At 74.1% G+C, this 17,992-nt stretch carries 11 protein-coding genes, 1 pseudogene and 1 riboswitch; of the genes and pseudogenes, 4 read left to right on the forward strand and 8 right to left on the reverse strand.

All coding sequences use genetic code 11. From position 1 onward, the window contains the following. The first annotated feature begins 77 nt into the window (after nucleotides 1-77). Genes A6F73_RS34025 through A6F73_RS34035 form a run of 3 tightly spaced genes read left to right on the forward strand, consistent with a single transcriptional unit; the run spans nucleotide 78 to nucleotide 3,693 of the window. On the forward strand, nucleotides 78-1,619 hold the full coding sequence (locus A6F73_RS34025) for an MmgE/PrpD family protein (protein WP_063352215.1): 1,542 nt from the start codon (nucleotides 78-80) through the stop codon (nucleotides 1,617-1,619). Next, the gene (prpB, locus tag A6F73_RS34030; RefSeq protein ID WP_063352216.1) at nucleotides 1,619-2,524 is read left to right on the forward strand and encodes a methylisocitrate lyase; all 906 of its coding nucleotides are present in this window, start codon (nucleotides 1,619-1,621) and stop codon (nucleotides 2,522-2,524) included. Before A6F73_RS34025 ends, prpB begins: the two co-directional genes overlap by 1 nt. Before the next feature lie 20 nt (nucleotides 2,525-2,544). Further along, the gene (locus tag A6F73_RS34035) at nucleotides 2,545-3,693 is read left to right on the forward strand and encodes a bifunctional 2-methylcitrate synthase/citrate synthase (protein WP_063352217.1); all 1,149 of its coding nucleotides are present in this window, start codon (nucleotides 2,545-2,547) and stop codon (nucleotides 3,691-3,693) included. Here the strand turns inward: A6F73_RS34035 and A6F73_RS34040 are convergent. Together A6F73_RS34040 and folP are read right to left on the reverse strand one after the other, a co-directional pair. Continuing rightward, on the reverse strand, nucleotides 3,639-5,165 hold the full coding sequence (locus A6F73_RS34040; RefSeq protein ID WP_063352218.1) for a short-chain fatty acyl-CoA regulator family protein: 1,527 nt from the start codon (nucleotides 5,163-5,165) through the stop codon (nucleotides 3,639-3,641). The two genes, A6F73_RS34035 and A6F73_RS34040, sit on opposite strands and share 55 nt — an antisense overlap. A gap of 17 nt (nucleotides 5,166-5,182) precedes the next feature. Beyond that, on the reverse strand, nucleotides 5,183-6,043 hold the full coding sequence (gene folP, locus A6F73_RS34045; RefSeq protein ID WP_063352219.1) for a dihydropteroate synthase: 861 nt from the start codon (nucleotides 6,041-6,043) through the stop codon (nucleotides 5,183-5,185). A gap of 114 nt (nucleotides 6,044-6,157) precedes the next feature. Between folP and metF the strand changes: the two genes are divergently transcribed. After that, nucleotides 6,158-7,075: a methylenetetrahydrofolate reductase [NAD(P)H] gene (gene metF / locus A6F73_RS34050; protein ID WP_063352220.1), complete on the forward strand. Its 918-nt coding sequence runs from the start codon at nucleotides 6,158-6,160 to the stop codon at nucleotides 7,073-7,075. Between the two features lie 89 nt (nucleotides 7,076-7,164). On the opposite strand, the gene metE is transcribed toward metF, so the two are convergent. The 6 genes and pseudogenes from metE to A6F73_RS41015 all read right to left on the reverse strand — a co-directional run bounded on the left by metE (nucleotide 7,165) and on the right by A6F73_RS41015 (nucleotide 17,958). Further along, nucleotides 7,165-9,480 (reverse strand): 5-methyltetrahydropteroyltriglutamate--homocysteine S-methyltransferase, encoded by a 2,316-nt coding sequence (gene metE, locus A6F73_RS34055; protein WP_063352221.1) that lies wholly within the window; start codon nucleotides 9,478-9,480, stop codon nucleotides 7,165-7,167. A 164-nt stretch (nucleotides 9,481-9,644) separates the two neighbouring features. Beyond that, a riboswitch (cobalamin riboswitch) is annotated at nucleotides 9,645-9,867 on the reverse strand. Between the two features lie 29 nt (nucleotides 9,868-9,896). Further along, entirely contained in the window at nucleotides 9,897-10,778 is an 882-nt protein-coding gene (locus tag A6F73_RS34060) for an ECF transporter S component (protein ID WP_063352222.1), read from the reverse strand. Next, complete coding sequence (locus A6F73_RS34065; protein ID WP_063352223.1) at nucleotides 10,775-12,478, reverse strand: ABC transporter ATP-binding protein; 1,704 nt, start codon at nucleotides 12,476-12,478, stop codon at nucleotides 10,775-10,777. The genes A6F73_RS34060 and A6F73_RS34065 overlap by 4 nt, the downstream gene beginning before the upstream one ends. After that, nucleotides 12,475-13,596 carry a CbiQ family ECF transporter T component gene (locus A6F73_RS34070; RefSeq protein WP_063352745.1) on the reverse strand — a complete coding sequence of 374 codons (1,122 nt, stop codon included), beginning with the start codon at nucleotides 13,594-13,596 and terminating at the stop codon, nucleotides 12,475-12,477. Before A6F73_RS34070 ends, A6F73_RS34065 begins: the two co-directional genes overlap by 4 nt. Before the next feature lie 787 nt (nucleotides 13,597-14,383). Further along, nucleotides 14,384-14,863, reverse strand: a pseudogene (locus tag A6F73_RS34075) (hypothetical protein); the annotation flags it as partial. Between the two features lie 92 nt (nucleotides 14,864-14,955). Beyond that, the gene (locus A6F73_RS41015; protein ID WP_159398687.1) at nucleotides 14,956-17,958 is read right to left on the reverse strand and encodes a prenyltransferase/squalene oxidase repeat-containing protein; all 3,003 of its coding nucleotides are present in this window, start codon (nucleotides 17,956-17,958) and stop codon (nucleotides 14,956-14,958) included. Nucleotides 17,959-17,992 lie beyond the last annotated feature (34 nt).

Consider the following 17,992-nt stretch of genomic DNA (forward strand, 5'->3'; position numbering starts at 1 on the left):
TGCTGGATCATCGGCCGTCCGACGAGCAGGCTCGATCATGCAAGCCCGAGAGCCGTCGAACGCCCCCGAGGAGTCCCGTGATCGAGCACCACGTCCGCGTCCACCCCAGTGCCGACCGGCTGCCGCGTGAGGAGCAGCTCGCCTGGAAGCTCGCCGCCGTCGCCACCGGCACTGGCACCGGCACCGGCACCGGCACCGGCACCGGCACCGAGGAGCTGGACCCGGCCGGCGTGAGCATGGCCGTCAACCGGGTGATCGACAACGCGGCGGTGGCCGTCGCGTCGCTGCTGCGCCGGCCCGTGGCAGTGGCCCGCGCCCAGGCGCTCGCCCACCGCGGCGCACCGGGCGCCCGGGTGTTCGGCAGCCCGACCCGGGTCTCGCCGGAGTGGGCGGCCTGGGCCAACGGCACGGCGGTGCGCGAACTGGACTTCCACGACACCTACCTCGCCGCCGACTACTCCCACCCCGGCGACAACATCCCGCCGCTGCTAGCCGTCGCCCAGCACACCGGCCGCAGCGGGGCCGACCTGCTGCGCGGCATCGTCGCCGCCTACGAGGTCCACGTCGCGCTGGTGCGCGGCATCTGCCTGCACGCCCACCGGATCGACCACGTCGCGCACCTGAGCGCGGCCACCGCCTGCGGGCTCGGAGCACTGCTGCGGCTGCCGACCGCGACCGTGTACCAGGCGGTGCAGCAGGCCGTGCACACCACGACGGCCACCCGGCAGTCCCGCAAGGGCGAGATCTCCAGCTGGAAGGCCTTCGCCCCCGCCTTCGCCGGCAAGGCCGCGATCGAGGCGGTGGACCGGGCGATGCGCGGTGAGACCTCCCCGTCCCCCGTCTACGAGGGCGAGGACGGCTTCCTCGCCTGGCTGCTCGACGGCCCGCAGTCCGACTACACCGTGCTGCTGCCCGCGCCCGGCGAGCCGAGGCGGGCGATCCTGGACACCTACACCAAGGAGCACTCCGCCGAGTACCAGGCCCAGGCGATCATCGACCTGGCCCGGCGGCTGCGCGAGAAGGCCGGCCCGCTGGAGAAGGTGCGCTCGGTCGTCCTGCACACCAGCCACCACACCCACCACGTCATCGGCTCCGGCTCGGGCGACCCGCAGAAGTACGACCCGACCGCGAGCCGGGAGACCCTCGACCACTCCATCCCGTACATCCTCGCCGTCGCGCTGGAGGACGGCGCCTGGCACCACGAGCGCTCCTACGCCCCCGAACGGGCCCAACGCCCGGAGACCGTCACGCTCTGGCAGAAGATCACCACGGTCGAGGACCCGGAGTGGACCGCCCGCTACCACGACCCCGACCCGGCCCGGCGGGCCTTCGGCGGGCGCGTGGTGATCACCCTGGACGACGGCACGGTGATCGAGGACGAGCTGGGCGTGGCGGACGCCCACCCCGCCGGCGCGCGCCCCTTCGACCGGCCCGCGTACGAGCGGAAGTTCCGCACCCTGGCCGAGGGCGTCGTCTCCCCCGCCGACCAGGACCGCTTCCTGTCAGCCGCCGCCGATCTCGCAGACTTGGACGCCTTCGGCCTCGACCGGCTCTTCCCCGCCGTCGACACCGAGGCCGTGCGCGCGTTCGACGCGCTCCTCCCGAAGGGCCTGTTCTGATGCTGCACACCCGCACCACCCCCGCCCAGCGCCGCCGCGCCCTGCGCGAACGCCTCGCCACCGGGCGGCTGTTGACGATGCCCGGCGCGCTCAACCCGCTCTCCGCCCGGCTCATCCAGGACCTCGGCTTCGAGGCCGCCTACCTCTCCGGCGCCGTCCTCGCCGCCGACCTCGGCCTGCCCGACATCGGCCTCACCACCGCCACCGAAGTCGCCGCCCGCGCCCAGCAGACCACCCGGGCCACCGACCTGCCCGTCCTGATCGACGCCGACACCGGCTTCGGCGAACCCATGAACGCCGCCCGCACCGTCCAGCTGATGGAGGACGCCGGCCTCGCCGGCCTGCACCTGGAGGACCAGGTCAACCCCAAGCGCTGCGGCCACCTCGACGGCAAGGCGGTCGTCCCCCGCGAGGACATGACCCGCCGCCTGCGCGCCGCCGTCGACGCCCGCCGCGACCCCGACTTCCTGCTGATGGCCCGCACCGACGCCCGCTCCGTCGAAGGACTGCGCGCCGCGATCGACCGAGCCAAGGCCTACGTCGACGCCGGAGCCGACGCGATCTTCCCCGAAGCCCTCGCCGACGAGGCCGAGTTCGAGGCCTTCCGCAAGGCCGTCGACGTCCCGCTGCTCGCCAACATGACCGAGTTCGGCAAGTCCCCACTGCTCGACGCCCGCACCCTCCAGGACCTCGGGTACGAGATCGCGCTCTACCCCGTCACCCTGCTGCGCCTGGCCATGGGCGCGGTCGAGGACGGCCTGCGCACCCTCGCCGCCGAGGGCACCCAGGAGTCGCTGCTGCCGCGCATGCAGACCCGCTCCCGGCTGTACGAACTCCTCGGCTACGAGCAGTACGCGGCCTTCGACACCGCCGTCTTCGACTTCACCCTCCCGCCCGGCGCCTGACCCCGCATCGGAGACCAGCCATGCCCACCACCGCACCCGGGATCCACCGCGGACTCGCCGGAGTCGTCGTCGACACCACCGGGATCTCCACCGTCATCCAGGAGACCAACTCCCTCACCTACCGCGGCTACCCCGTCCAGGACCTCGCCGCCCAGCGCTCCTTCGAGGAGGTCGCGTACCTGCTGTGGCACGGCGAACTGCCCGACCCCGGACAGCTGCGGGAGTTCCGGGCCCGCGAGGCCGCCCTGCGCCCGCTCGACCGCACCACCGCCGAACTGCTCGCCAAACTGCCCGAGACCTGCCACCCGATGGACGTGCTGCGCACCGCCGTGAGCTTCTTCGGCGCCGAGGACCCCACCGAGGACGACGGCCGCCCCGCGCCCAACCTCGTCAAGTCCCTCACCCTGCTGGCGAAACTGCCCACCGTCGTCGCCGCCGACCAGCGCCGCCGCCAGGGCCTGGCGCCCATCCCGCCGGACCCCGGGCTCGGCTGTGCGGAGAACTTCTTCCACATGTGCTTCGGCGCGGTGCCCGCCCCCGAGGTGGCCCGCTGCTTCGAGATCTCCCTCGTGCTGTACGCCGAGCACAGCTTCAACGCCTCCACCTTCACCGCCCGCGTCGTCACCTCCACCCTCTCCGACCTCTACAGCGCCGTCACCGCCGCGATCGGCGCGCTCAAGGGCCCCCTGCACGGCGGCGCCAACGAGGCCGTGATGCACATGCTGGAGGAGATCGGCGACCCCGCCCGGGCCGCGCAGTGGCTCGACGAGGCACTCGCCGCCAAGCGGAAGATCATGGGCTTCGGCCACCGCGTCTACCAGCACGGCGACTCCCGCGTCCCGATCATGCAGGCCGCCCTGGACGACCTGATCGCCCGCAGCGCCGACCCCGGGACGGCCCGACTGGCCGCCCTGCACGCCGCACTGCGCGCGGCGATGCTGGAACGCAAGGGCATCCACCCCAACCTCGACTACCCCGCCGGCCTCGCCTACCACCTGATGGGCTTCGACACCCCCGTCTTCACACCCCTCTTCGTGCTGAGCCGCATCACCGGCTGGACCGCCCACATCACCGAACAGCTCGCCCACAACTCGCTGATCCGCCCGCTCGCCCGCTACGACGGCCCCGGCCAGCGCCCGGTGCCGGGGCTGTCACCGAACACGGCGTAGGGGACGCGGCTGCGGCGGTCCGGCTCGACCGCCAGGCGCCCGCCCGCCGGCGGGCGGGCGCGCTGGGCGCAGTCGCGGCGCTCGCAGATCCGGCAGCCCAGCCCGATCGGGGCGGCCGCTCCCGCAGCGTCGAGCGCGACGCCCTCGGCGTAGACGAGGCGGTGCGCGTGGCGCAGCTCGCAACCGAGCGCGACGGCGAACTCGCTGCGCGGCGCGCGGTGGCCGAAACCGCCGTGGGAGACGGTGCGGGCGATCCAGAAGTAGCGCTTCCCGTCGGGCATCTCGGCGACCTGGGTCAGGATCCGGCCGGGTGCGGAGAACGCCTCGTAGACCGTCCAGAGCGGGCAGGTGCCACCGAGGCGGGAGAAGTGGAAGTCCGTCGCGGACTGGCGCTTGGAGATGTTGCCCGCCCGGTCGGCGCGCAGGAAGGAGAACGGGACCCCGCGCCGGCCCGGGCGCTGGAGGGTGCTCAGCCGGTGGCAGACCGTCTCGAACCCGACCCCGAAGCGGGCGCCGAGCAAGTCGATGTCGTAGCGCAGTTCCTCGGCGGCGGCGTGGAAGGCGGTGTACGGCATCAGCAGGGCGCCGGCGAAGTAGTTGGCCAGGCCGATCCTGGCCAGGTCGGCGGCCTGGGGTGAGGTGAGGCCGGGCCCGGCCGCCGCCACGAGCGTGTCGAGCAGCGGCCGGTGCTCCAGCAGGGCCAGTTGGGTGGCGAGTTGGAAGGCGCGCTGACCGTCGGCCAGCCACGGCGAGAGCCGCAGCGTGCCGGCCGCCGGGTCGTAGCGCCGCAGATCGCCGGACCGCAGGTCTCCGGACCGCAGGTCTCCGGGCCGCCGCTGGTCGGATCGCTGGTGGTCGGGCCGCTGACGGTCGGCGTCCAGCACCCGCACCCCGTGCCGCTCGCCGAGGCGGGCGGCCAGCGCGGCGGCGATGCGGCCCGCGGTCGTCGCCGCCAGGCACTGCGCGGTCCGCTCCGCCACCTCGTCCAGGGCGGCGATGTGGTTGTGGTGGGTGTAGAAGAAGTCCCTGACCTCGTCATGGGGTTCGGCCGGGCGGATGCCCGCCCCGGTACCGGGCTCACCGAGGTCGACGACGCGCGCGAGCGCCTCCCGGTAGCCGCGGTGCAGCGCGACCAGGGCCCGCGCCACCTCCGGGTGGTCCCGGCTCACCTCCGCGATCTCCTCCGTCGGCACGGCTTCGCCGCAGGCCTCGTCCGCGAGCGCGGTGCGCAGGTCGGTGCCGAGGCGTTCCTCCTCGGCCTCGGAGAAGAACTCCGGGTCGACCCCGAGCACCTCGGCGATCCGCAGCAGCACGGCGGCGGTCAGCGGGCGCTGGCTGTGCTCGATCTGGTTGAGGTAGCTGGTCGAGATGCCGAGCTCGCGTGCCAGCTCGACCTGGTTCATGCCGTGCTCGCGGCGCAGTCGGCGCAGCTTGGCGTGGGCGTAGACCTTCCGCCCGGTCGGACGTGGCATGGCGCGTACTTCCTCTCTCAGACCCGGTTGGTTCGGATCGCGGCCTCGACCCGGACGGCGTCGGCCGTGTCCCGGACCTCGTGCACCCGCACCGCCCACGCGCCCTGCGCGGCGGCCAGGACGCTGGCCGCCGCGGTGGCCGCGTCGCGTTCACGGGCCGGACGGGCCTCGCCCGTCCGCGGGTCGGCCAGCAGCTCGCCCAGGAACCGCTTGCGCGAGGCCGCCACCAGGAGCGGGCGCCCCAGCACGCGCCAGGCGTCCAGCGATGCCAGCAGCGCCCAGTCGTCCTGTCGGCGTTTGGCGAAGCCGAGGCCCGGGTCCACGATGACCTGGGAGGGGTCGACCCCGGCCGCCACCACCGTGTCCATCTGCCGTGCGACCTCACGGATCACCTCGGCCGCGACGTCCTCGTACGCGGCCAGTTCGTCCATGCGGGCGGACTGCCCGCGCCAGTGCATGACGACGAAGGGCACTCCGGCCCTGGCCGCGGCGCCGATCATGCCCGCGTCGGCCCGGCCCCCGCTGACGTCGTTGATGATCCGGGCGCCGGCTTCCACCGCCGCTTCGGCGACCCGGGCCCGCATCGTGTCGATGCTGACCAGGACGCCCTTGTCGGTGAGCGAGCGCACCACCGGCAGGACCCGGCGCAGTTCCTCCTCCTCGGACACCCTGGTCGCTCCCGGCCGGGTCGACTCGCCGCCGACGTCCACGATGTCGGCGCCCTGTTCGGCCAGCAGCAGTCCTCGGTCCACCGCGCGCCCCGGGTCCAGCCAGCGGCCGCCGTCCGAGAACGAGTCGGGGGTCACGTTCACGACTCCCATCACCGCGCACCGGTCCCATTCGGGCAGCCCCGACAATACCTGCGAAGGTCTTTTCATGCCCCCATTGTGCCGCCCGCCCAACCTGTCCCCCAACTCGCACCCCCGAGATGATTCGTATCACAGAGTGGACACCTGAGGACTATCGATAGCCCGGCTGGTTAACCTCCTGCCATGACACTCGGAATTCCCTCCACGCGCACGGATCGGGCGACCTCCATCCGCGAACTCCTCGCGACCGGCAGGCTTTCCTCTTCCTTCGAATTCATGCCGCCCCGGAGCGCCGAAGCGGAGGTCGGCCTGTGGAATGCGATCCGGCGCCTGGAAGCGCTGTCCCCCACCTTCGTCTCGGTGACCTACGGCGCCGGCGGGTCGACACGGGAGCGGACGGTGAACGTCACCGGCCGCATCGCGCAGGAGACCACCCTCACGCCGACCGCCCACCTGACCGCGGTCGGCCACAGCGTCGCCGAACTGCGGAACATCCTCGGCCACTACGCCGACCAGGGGGTTCGCAACATCCTGGCGCTGCGCGGCGACCCGCCGGGCGATCCGCTGGGCACCTGGCACCGCCACCCCGACGGGGTGGAGTACGCCGCCGACCTGGTGCGGCTGATCAAGGAGTCCGGCGACTTCTGCGTCGGCGTGGCCGCGTTCCCCGACCTGCACCCGAGGTCCCCCGACTGGGATTTCGAGATCAGGCACTTCATCGATAAGTGCCGGGCAGGAGCCGACTACGCCATCACCCAGATGTTCTTCGACGTGGACAGCTACCTCCGTTTCCGGGATCGACTGGAATCGGCCGGCTGCACCGTTCCGGTCATTCCGGAGATCATGCCGGTGACCAGCATCCGGTCACTTCGGAGGATTCCGACACTGACCACCGCCGCCATTCCCGATGGGCTTTCCGAAAGCATGCTGAAGCAGCAGGACAACCCGAAGGCCGTCCGGGCGATCGGTATCGATCACGCCACCGGAATGTGCCGGCGCCTGCTCTCCGAGGGAGTTCCCGGGCTGCATTTCATGACCATGAACTTCTCCACGGTGACGACGGAGATCTACCAGAACCTCGGGCTTCCCGGGTCCGGGTGAAACCGGCCGGGCCGCCGTCGGGGAAGCGGCCCGACCCGGCCGGGCGCCGCACGGCGTGCGGGGCCCGGCCGGGTCGCGTCACCGGCGGGTCAGCCGGCCAGCTCCGCGCGCAGGCGGCGGGCGGCGCCGACGAGGCTGTCGAGCGAGGCGCGGGTCTCCGTCCAGCCGCGGGTCTTCAGGCCGCAGTCGGGGTTGACCCAGAGCCGCTCGGCGGGGATGGCGGCCAGGCCCGCGCGCAGCAGTTCCACGGCCTCCTCGGTGCTGGGGACGCGCGGGGAGTGGATGTCCCAGACGCCCGGGCCGACCTCGCGCGGGTAGCCGGCCCCGGCGAGTTCTCCGGCGACCTCCATGTGCGAGCGGGTGGCCTCCAGCGAGATGACGTCCGCGTCGAGTTCGTCGATCGCCGTCATGATCGCGCCGAACTCGGCGTAGCACATGTGGGTGTGGACCTGGGTGTCGGCGCGGACGCCCGAGGTGGCCAGGCGGAAGGACTCGGTGGCCCACGCCAGGTACGCCGGGCGGTCGGCGGCGCGCAGCGGCAGGGTCTCGCGCAGGGCCGGCTCGTCGACCTGGACGACGGCGGCTCCGGCGGCCTCCAGGTCGGTGACCTCGTCGCGCAGGGCGAGGGCGACTTGCCGCGCGGTGTCGCCGAGCGGCTGGTCGTCTCGGACGAAGGACCAGGCGAGCATCGTGACGGGGCCGGTGAGCATGCCCTTGACCGGGCGGTCGGTGAGGCCCTGCGCGTAGCGGAACCAGTCGACGGTCATCGGGTGCGGGCGGGAGATGTCCCCGGCCAGGACCGGCGGGCGCACGTACCGGGTGCCGTAGGACTGCACCCAGCCGTGCCGGGTGGCGAGGTAGCCGGTGAGCTGTTCGGCGAAGTACTGGACCATGTCGTTGCGCTCGGGCTCGCCGTGCACCAGGACGTCCAGTCCGGCCTTCTCCTGGAAGGCGATGACCTCCCGGACCTCGGTCTCCATCCGCTCCCGGTAGGCCGCCGCGTCGATCCGGCCCGCCGTGAGGTCGGCCCGGGCGACCCGCAGTTCGGAGGTCTGCGGGAACGAGCCGATGGTGGTGGTCGGCAGCAGCGGCAGGCCGAGCCGGGCGCGCTGGGCCTCGGCCCGCTGCGGGTAGGCCTGGGCGCGGCGTGCATCCGCGTCGGTGACGGCGGCGGTGCGGGCGCGCACCGCCGGGTCGTGGGTGATGGGCGAGTTGGCGCGCGAGGCGAGGTCGGCGCGGTTTGCGGCCAGGTCGGCGGCGATCGCCCCCGTGCCCTCGCGCAGGCCCCGGGCCAGCAGCGCCACCTCCCTGGCCTTCTGCTGGGCGAAGGCGAGCCAGCGCAGGATCTGCGGGTCGACGTCGCGTTCGGCGGCGGCGTCCAGCGGCACGTGCAGGAGGGAGCAGGACGGGGCGACGTCGACCCGCTCGGCCAGGCCCAGCAGGGTCGCCAGGGTGGCCAGCGACTTCTCCAGGTCGTTGATCCAGATGTTGCGGCCGTCGACCACCCCGGCGACCAGCCGCTTGCCGGGCAGCCCGCCGACGGCGGCCAGGTCGTCAAGGTTCGCCGCGGCGGGCCCCGTGAAGTCCAGCGCCAGGCCCTCGACCGGGGCCTTGGCCAGCACCGGAAGGGCCTCGCCCAGGCGGTCGAAGTAGCTCGCGACCAGCAGCTTCGGACGGTCCGCCAGGCCGCCCAGCTCACGGTAGGCGCGGGCTGCGGCGTTCAGCTCGGCCGGGGTGCGGTCCTGCACCAGCGCGGGCTCGTCCAGCTGCACCCACGCGGCGCCGGCCGCCTTCAGGTCCGCCAGCAGCTGCGCGTAGACGGGCAGCAGCCGGTCCAGCAGGGTGATCGGCTGGAAGTCCTCGGCGACACCGGGGGCGGGCTTGGCGAGCAGCAGGTAGGTGAGGGGGCCGACGAGCACGGGGCGCGCGGTGTGGCCGAGCGCCAGCGCCTCCCGGAACTCCCCGACGGCCTTGGCCGGGTTCGCGGTGAAGACGGTGTCCGGGCCGAGTTCGGGCACCAGGTAGTGGTAGTTGGTGTCGAACCACTTGGTCATCTCCAGCGGCGCGACCTCCTGGGTGCCGCGCGCCATGGCGAAGTAGCCGTCCAGCGCGTCGATTTCGACCGCATCCCGGTGCCGGGGCGGGATCGCGCCGACGGCGACCGTGGTGTCCAGTACGTGGTCGTAGAACGAGAAGTCGCCGGTGGGCACTTCCAGGACACCGGCCCCGGCGAGCTGCGCCCAGTTCTTCCGGCGCAGGCCGACCGCCGTCTCCTGCAGGGCGTCGGCGGTGACCGTGCCCTTCCAGTAGCCCTCGACGGCCTTCTTCAGCTCCCGGCCCTGGCCCTGCCGGGGGTAGCCGTACACGGTGGCCCTGGTTGCCGCGGCTGCGGACTTCGTGGTCAAGGGACTCTCCTTCGCGAGTCTGGCTCCTCAAGTGCCCGGGGACGGGACGAGAGCGCGAAGGGATGACGAACCGGGCGGCGGCTCACGTCGATGCGCGTGCCCGATCCGCCTGGTATGGTCGCCGACCCGCCCACGAGGTCACCGGGATATCCGCACGCGGAACGGTCCGCGGGCGGGCAACGGGCAGGTCTTCGGACTCGTGGGCGCACCGGGCCTGTTGGCGTCCGGTACCTACTGGCCATCGCTTCCCAGACCCGTCCCGGGTCCAGTGCGTATGACGGCGGTCGTTCCCACTCACCGCTGCGGGGCAGTCCCGGATTCCCACCGGGTTCCCTCTTGCGACGTCCTGCCTGGCGGGCAGGACGAACCAGCTGCGTCGTCAGCTTAGGGGCAAACCGCCGGGGCCGACGCGGAATTCACGGAAGCCGTCCGCATGGTGAGACTCCCTCGCCGCTCGCGGAGCCGTTCGCGGAGCCGATGGCCGTGCCGTTCGCGGTGACTCGTCGACCGTCCGGGGCTTCGAAGCGCACCGTGGGCTCGAAGTTGGCGCGGCGGGCCGCGCGGCGGAAGACGGTGAGGACGGCCGGGCCGACGACGAGCACGGCGGTGAAGGTGGTGACGGCCCGACCGGTGTCCCAGCCGAGCGAGGTGGCGAGGTCGAAGAGCAGGTAGCGGTGCCACTGCTCGGTGAAGGGCAGCCCCGGCAGGTAGGCGATGGAACTGTTCGGGTCGGTGGAGAACGGCCAGAAGGAGAGGTTGAGGAGGAAACCGAAGAGGTACCCGGAGAACGCCCCGTACGCGGCCAGCATCGACACCTCCCAGCGCCGCCGTCGGGTTCTCGGCAGGAGCCCGGCGAGCATGCCGACGAACGCGCAGCCGAACATCTGGTACGGCATCCAGGGGCCGACGCCGCCGGTGAGCAGCGCGGAGGCGAACAGCGAGGTGCAGCCGAGAGTGAAGCCGAAGCCCGGGCCGAAGACCCGGCCGGCCAGGACGAGGAGGAAGAAGACCGTCTCCACCCCGGCGGTGCCGGCGCCGAGCGGGCGCAGCCCGGCGTTGACGGCGGACAGGACGCCGAGCATGGCGAGGGCCTTGGCGTCGATGCCGCCGGCCGCGATCTCGGCGATGACGACGGCGAGCACCAGGATCAGCAGGGCGCCGAAGATCAGCGGCGGGGCGTAGGAGGAGCCGAACTTCCCGGGGGCGACGACGAACGGCCAGGTGAAGGCGACCAGGCCGATGAAGGCGGCCAGGGCCGCGACGACGCGGGCCCGGCCGGGGATCCGGACGGCGCTCACCGGGCGGCCTGCGCGGGCGCGAGGGCGGCGGCCACCTGCCGGGTGGTCAGGTAGGGCAGCGGGGCGAGGATCTTGGCGGTCTGGGGGGCGAAGGTGGGCGAGGCGACGATGACCTCGGCGGTGGGGCCGTCGGCGACGATCTCGCCCTCGGCCATCACCACCACCCGGTCGGCGGCGGCGGCGACGAACTCGACGTCGTGGGTGGAGACGACGACCGTACGGCCTTCGGCGGCGAGGGCGTCGACGATGCCGGTGAGCGCCTCCTTCGCGTGGTAGTCGAGCCCTCGGGTGGGTTCGTCCAGCAGCACCACCCTTGGCGCGGCGGCCAGTTGGATCGCAAGGACCAGGGCCAGCTTCTGGCCCTCGGAGAGGTCCCGGGGGTGGGTGCCGTCGGGGATCCCGGGGGCGAGCCGGTCGAGGATCTGGCGCGCGGTCGGGCCTGCTGTAGTCGGGCTTGCTGCGGTCTGGCCGGTGGCGGTCGGGCCAGCTGCGGTCGGGCCGGCGGCGCTGCGGGCCTCCAGGTCGCTCTGGGCGAGTTCCTGGGCGACCGTCTCCAGGTACAGCAGGTCGGTCGGGGTCTGCGGGACGAGCCCGACGAGCTGCCGGGCCCTGGTCGCGGAGAGCCGCTTGGGGTCCGCGGCCGGCCCGCCGTCGGCGCCGAGGACCCGCACGCTGCCGCCCTGCCGGGGGCCGGAGCCCTGGAGGGCCCACAGGAGCGAGGACTTGCCCGAGCCGTTGCGCCCCATCAGCGCGGTGACCTCGCCGGCCCGCAGCTCCAGCCCGACCTCCCGGACGGCGGTGACCGGCCCGTACCGGACGACCACCCCCCGGGCGTCCAGCACCCGCTCCCCCGCCACCGCTGCCCGGCGCGGCGGAGGAACGGGCACGTCGGTGAGCCGCTCCCGCAGCGGGGCGGCGGCGCGGCGGGCGTCCCGGACGGAGAGCGGCAGCGGCCGCCACCCGGCCAGCCGGCCGAGGCCGACGACGGGCGGCGCGATCGCGGTGTGCCGGAAGACCTCGGCGGGCGGCCCGTGCACGACCGTCCCGTCGCCGGGCAGGTAGGCGACGCGGTCGGCGTACTGGACGACCCGCTCCAGGCGGTGCTCGGCGAGCAGGACGGTGACACCCAGGTCGTGGACCAGGCGGGTGATGGCCGCGAGCACCTCCTCGGCGGCGGTCGGGTCGAGCGCCGAGGTCGGTTCGTCCAGGACCAGGACGCGCGGGTGCGCGGTGAGCACCGAGCCGATGGCGACGCGCTGCTGCTGGCCGCCGGAGAGCTCGTGCAGGGCGCGGTGGCGCAGGTCGGCGAGGCCGAGCAGGTCGAGGGTCTCCTCGACGCGCTTGCGCATCACCTCCGGCGGGACGGCCAACTGCTCCATGACGTAGGCGAGTTCCTCCTCCACCGTGTCGGTGGTGAAGCCGGCCAGCGGGTCCTGCCCCACCACGCCCACCACGTCGGCCAGTTCGCGCGGCGGGTGGTGCGCGGTGTCCCGGCCGTCCACGGTGACCCTGCCTCGCAGGGTGCCGCCGGTGAAGTGCGGCACGAGGCCGTTGACGGCGCCGAGCAGGGTCGACTTGCCGACGCCGGTGCGGCCGACCACCAGGCAGAGCTCGCCCTCCGGGATGTGCAGGTCGACGTCGCGCAGGACGGGGGTGGTCTCGCCGTCGTACACCACGCCGACCTGGTCGAATCGGATCACGTGCTCACCTCGGGGGTCGTGCGGTCGGTGCCGGTGCGGCGGGCCCCGGTGTCGGGCTCCGGGGTACGGCCCGGTGGCGGCGCGATCACCCCGGCGGCGCCGGCCAGCAGCAGGGCGAGCACCGGGACGAGCGGCAGGCTCGGCCAACTGAGCGGGTAGAGCGAGGGGTTGAGGTCGGTGGCGGCGTAGCCGACGGTGGCGAACAGCAGAACGGCGGCGGTCACCCCGCAGCCCGCGACGGCCCACTCGGCGGCCCGCCAGCGGTCCGGCCGGTAGGTGGTGCGCCGCACGCGCCGGCCGCCGAGGACCAGCCCCGCCACACAGAGCAGGGCGCCCGCGAGGAAGGCCGGAAGCCCCAGGGCAGCGGGGGCGGTTCCGTCCAGGAGCCCGTACACCCCGGCGCACAGGCCGCACATGCCGAGCAGCATCAGGGCGCCGGTGACGCCGCGGGAGCGGCGGGTCGCGGTGCCGGAGCGGCCGTAACCGCGCGAGTCCATCGCGGCGGCCAGGTGCAGCGAACGCTCCAGCGCGTCCTCCAGCACCGGGACGACGATGCTGCGCAGCGCGCGGACGCCCTTCCGCTGCCCGGCCCGCAACCGCCTTGCCCGGGCGACACGTTGGACGCTCTGTACCAGCTGCGGCGCGACGCTCAGCGACACCGTCACGGCGACGCCCAGCTCGTACAGGGCGCCGGGCAGCACGCGCAGGGCGCGCTTGGGGTTGGCGAGGGTGTTGGCGGCGCCGATGCAGCAGATCAGGCAGGCCAGGCGCAGCCCGTCGAAGGCGGCGGAGAGGGTCGCCTCCAGGGAAACCGGCCCGCCGATCTGAATGCCCGCGTACCAGGCGGGCGTGGGGAGGTGCGGGAGCGAGAAGAGCAGGTGGTCGTGCGGGGTGATGCCGGTGGCGAAGACGCACCGGAACACCACCCGGATCGCCACCACGGTCAGGGCCAGCCACAGGTAGTAGGTGAACCCGCGGGCCCACGGGGCCTCGGTCCGGCGGGCGGTGACCACGTAGCCGAGCACGGCGAGGACGAGCAGGAGCAGCAGCGGGTTGGTGGTGCGGCTGGCCGCCGTCGCCAGGGCGAGCGCCCAGGTCCACCAGGCCAGCGGGTGCAGGTTCCGGGGGCTGCGCCGGCTCCCGGCGTCCCGTCGGGGGGTGGGCTTCGGGTTGGGGTTGGGCTTCGGGTCGGGCTTCGGCTTCGGGTCGGGCTTCGGGGGGACGGCGCCGGGTTCGTCGGGCTTGGTCACCGGATCACTCGGCCCGTCGGCGGCGGCGGTGCGCGACGACCACGGTGGCCGCGCCCAGCGCCCCCACGAGGGCGGTCGCGATGACGGCGGGGGCCATCGACCCGGAGTCGTGCGGGGCATCGGCCACCGGATTGGCGTCCACCACGCCGCCGGGCACGGCGGGGGTGGACGTCGGCGCGGCCGCGGCCTCGACCGTCTGCGGGGTCGGCTGATCGCTCGGGGCGTCCGTCGGCGGCGCGGTGGACGGATCGACCGGCACCGGGGTGGCGGGCACGGGCGTCGGCGCAGGCGCTCCGGGCGGAGTGATGCCGTCCTCGGGGGTGGCGGCGGCGCCGGGCCCCGGGGTGGTGGCGGGCGCGGGCGGACGGGCTCCGCCCGTCGGGGGCTTGGCGGGGGCCGGGGGCCGGCCCGATCCGGTGCCACCGGTCGTGCCGGCGCCGCTGGTGCCGGCGGTTCCGCCGCTGCTGCCGGTGCTGCCTGCGTTTCCGGTGGCGCCGGTGGTGCCGGTGGCGCCGCTCGAACCGGAGCCGTTGCCGCTGCCGCTGCCGCTGCCGCCGGTCGTACCCGTGCCGCCCGTCGACCCGCCGCCGGAACCGCTGGAGCCGCCGCCCGAGCCGCCCGTGGTGCTCTGGCCGGGGTCGGCGGGCTGCCCGCCGGGGCTGGAGTTGTGCGCACGAACGCTGTCCGGGGAGAAGCCCGGCCGCCCCTCGGTGCCCTCGATGTTGGTACCACCGAAGATCCAGAGGTCGACGCTGCCGGGCTTCGGCTGGTAGCTCATCGCCCCGAGCTGGCTGTAGGACCACTCGTTCTGGCCCGGATCGGCGTGCCAGTACGACCAGTAGGCCGTGGCCGGGGGCGTCAGGACGCACTTCTCCTGGTCCGGGGCCGGGAACTGCTTGCCGCCCTGGAAGCCGCTGTAGCCGATCCGGCAGATGAACGCCGGACCGTCGTGCCCGGTCCCGGTGGTCTTCCAGCCGCCCTGGTTGAGCAGGGTGAAGCCGGTGGTCGGCGTGGTCCCGCAGGAGCGCAGCAGCGGGCCGCCCCACTTGCTGAAGTCCACGGCGAGCACCACGCCGGAGGTGGTGGTGCACTGGTCGATCGGCAGCGGCGCCGCGGACGCCGTGGCGGTGCCCACGGCGACGCCGCCGAACGCGAGGGCGAAGGTCAGGGCCGCCGCCCCGGACAGCCGGCCGAGCCGCCCGCCGAGCCGACCGCCGAGTCCCCGGCTCACCGGTGACGCCCCGGGGCGGCCGCGGCGCGGCGCCGGGCGACGAGGACGGCCGCCGCGCCGAGCGCGGTCAGCACACCCGCACCCGCCGTCAACATCAGGGCCTGGGTTCCGGTCCCGGCCAGGCTGCCGGAACCGGTCTGCGCCGGCACGCCACCGGCGGGGGCGACGGCGACGGGTGCGCCACCGCCACCGGCCGGAGCGTCGATGCCACCGGCCGACCAGGTGGCCGAACCGTCGCCGGTCGAGGGAACGGCGGTGTCCGAGGGACCAGCCGTGGCGGGAGAGCCCGTCGGGCTCGGCGTGCCCGTGCCCGTGGGCGTGTTCGTGGATGTGTTCGTGGGCGTGCCGGTCGGGGTATCGGTCGGCGTGCCCGTGGGAGTACCAGTGGGCGTGCCGGTCGGCGTACCCGTCGGGGTCGCCGTCCCGGTGGAAGTCGGAGTCGGCGTCGACGTTCCCCCGAGGTCCCGGAACAGCGTGCCGAACGAGATCCCGGTGGCACCGCCGAGCACCTGCGTGGACGCGCGGACGTCCGATCCCGGCTGCCCGGCGGAGGCGACGTTGAACCCGCCGTCGCCGTTCTGCTGACCCGCCAGGAAGTCGCGCGCCTTGGCGATCTGGGCGCCGTACGAGGCCTGGCGCAGCGTCATGCCCTGGATGGCGAGCGCGGCCGAGTTGGTCGAGTCGCCGGCCGCTCCCGGGAAGCCGCCGTCGGGCAACTGCCGCGCGGCGAGCCAGCCGAGGCCCTGGTCGACGGCCCGCGCGGCCTCGTCCCCCGGCACGAGGGCGAGGGCCATGACGGCCATCGCCGTGCTGTCCACGTCGGAGTCACCGGTGGCGGGGATCAGGCTCGGCCAGGAGCCGTCCTGGTGCTGGAGGCCCTTCAGGTAGGCGATCGCGGGAGCGGCGTTCGTCGAGTCCCCGGCCCGGAGCTGGGCCATGATGCCGAGCGCCTGGGAGAACACCGAGGTGGCGTAGGTGTAGTTGCCGGGCGCCGCGCAGCCGGTGCTCTGGTCGGCCTTGGTACACACGAGGGCGGCCAGGGCGGCGATCAGGTCGTGGCCGCCGAAGGCGCGCGGGTTGCGGCCGACCGCCTCGGCGAGCAGCGCCTCCTTTCCGATCGAGCCGCCGCCTGCGTACTCGGTGCCGATGCCGGTCCAGTCGTTGACGGTGCGCTCACTGGCGTCCTTGCCCGGCTGGTCCAGGAAGTCGACGATCCTGCGCAGCGCGGCGTCGTCGGTGCCGGTGGCCGCGAGGGCGTAGGCGCCGTCGATGGTGAGACCGAAGTCGGCGAAGGCCGGGAAGCCCTCGTAGTAGCGGCCGTTGATCAGGCGGGACGGGTCGGTGAGGTAGACGCTGCCCTTGGCGGCGTCGGGGGTTCTTCCGGCAGGCTTCGTGGTGGCGGGCGTCGTCGGCGGCGTGCCGGCGTCCGGGTTGTGCCGGACGCTGGTGAGGTCGGTGCCGGTCAGGGCCAGGATCGCCTGCTCGGTGGCGGCCGGGTCCGGGTCGGTGGTCGACGCGTCGGGGCCGAAGCCGCCGTCCGCACCCTGCCGGGCGGCGAGCCAGGCCGTGGCGGCGGCCCGGCGGGTGTCCTGTCCGGTGGCCTCGAACGCCTGGGCCGCGCTCGCGGTGCTGATGGTGTCGCCGGGGGCGCCGAGGTACGGGAGCAGGGATCCGTCGGCCTGCTGTCCGGCCGCGAGCTGGTCCGAAGCCTTCTTCGCCGCCGTCTCGTACCCGGGGGCCGTACGCAGGGCGAGGACCGCGAGGCCGGTGGTGAGCGGGTCGGACTCGCAGTGCTCGCCGGCGACGATCATCGATCCGGCCACCCCGCCGTCGGCGCACTGGAGCGCCGTGAAGCGGGCGAGCGCCGGGGCGGGTGGCGTGACGCCGGCGCGCTGGAGGGCGATGACGCCGAGGGACTGGACCCAGGGCGAGGCCGCGCCGAGGAAGTCCCCGGCGGCGGTGCACTTGCCGTTCTCCCCCGCCGCCGTGCAGACGTGGCCGGTGAGCGCCGCGATCAGGTCCCGGCCGCCGAAGGCCCGGGGATCGCTGCCGGTGCTCTCGGCGACGAGGGCCAGCAGCGCGGCGGCCCTCACATCGGGCCGGCCGGCCGGTCCGTCGGGGTGCAGGAAGGCGTCGGTGTGGGCGGCGAGGAAGGCGGTCGTCCTGCGCAGCGCCGGGTCCTGCGTGCCGGCGGCGGCGAGGGCGATGGCGGTGAGGGCGGTCCGGGGGTAGTCCGGCCCCTCGACGGCCCAGTTCTCCATGTGGTCGCCGCCGACGAGTTGGCGGGCCAGCCAGGCCGCGGCGGCCGCCGGGTCACCGGTGGCGGACGGCCCGGTCGAGGTCGGCCCGGTCGGAGTCGGGGTCGGGCTCAGGGTCGGACTCGGGCTCGCCGAGGGCGACGGCGAGGCGGACGGCGAAGCCGACGAACCACCGCTCTTCGCTCTCACGGAGTCCGGTGTGAAGCCCGGTGCCCCGCTGGTACCGCCGATGTCGGTGCCGCCGTACACCCAGGCCTCGACCTCGCCGGGCTTGGGCTTCTGCGTCCCGGCGCCGAACCGGCTGTAGGACCAGGCCTGTTGGCCGGGTTCGGCGATCCAGTACGACCAGTACGCGGTGGCCTGCGGGGTGTTGACGCAGGGTTCCTCGGCCGGCGTCGGGTACTGGGTGCCGCTGTTGAAGGTCCCGGTTCCGAGGCGGCAGATGAAGGCGGGCCCGTCGTGCTCGGTTCCGGCGGTGGTGAAGCCGGCGGCGTGCAGCAGGTTCATCCCGGTCGTGGGGTGGGCGTCGCAGCCCCGGACGACGCCGCCGCCCCAGTGGGTGAAGTCGACGGCGACGATCGCGCCCGTCGTCGCCGTGCACTGCTCGATCGGGTCGGCGGCCGCGGTGCCGGGGCGCCCGAACAGGACGCTTCCGCAGGCGGCGACCGCGACAGCACCGGCGACCACCACGGAGGCGAGGTCCCGGTTCCTGTGACGTGTGCGACTGCTGCTGACCCTCACGACGACTCCCTGGTCGGTCGACGCAGGACGCAAC

The sequence above is a fragment of the Streptomyces sp. MJM8645 genome (assembly GCF_001625365.1).
GTDB lineage: Bacteria > Actinomycetota > Actinomycetes > Streptomycetales > Streptomycetaceae > Kitasatospora.

What these genes read in the sequence shown, in the direction of transcription:
- prpB (WP_063352216.1), top strand. Translation starts at nt 1,619, where the DNA reads ATGCTGCACACCCGCACCACCCCCGCCCAGCGCCGCCGCGCCCTGCGC.
- A6F73_RS34035 (WP_063352217.1), top strand. Translation starts at nt 2,545, where the DNA reads ATGCCCACCACCGCACCCGGGATCCACCGCGGACTCGCCGGAGTCGTC.
- A6F73_RS34040 (WP_063352218.1), bottom strand. Translation starts at nt 5,165, where the DNA reads ATGCCACGTCCGACCGGGCGGAAGGTCTACGCCCACGCCAAGCTGCGC.
- folP (WP_063352219.1), bottom strand. Translation starts at nt 6,043, where the DNA reads ATGAAAAGACCTTCGCAGGTATTGTCGGGGCTGCCCGAATGGGACCGG.
- metF (WP_063352220.1), top strand. Translation starts at nt 6,158, where the DNA reads ATGACACTCGGAATTCCCTCCACGCGCACGGATCGGGCGACCTCCATC.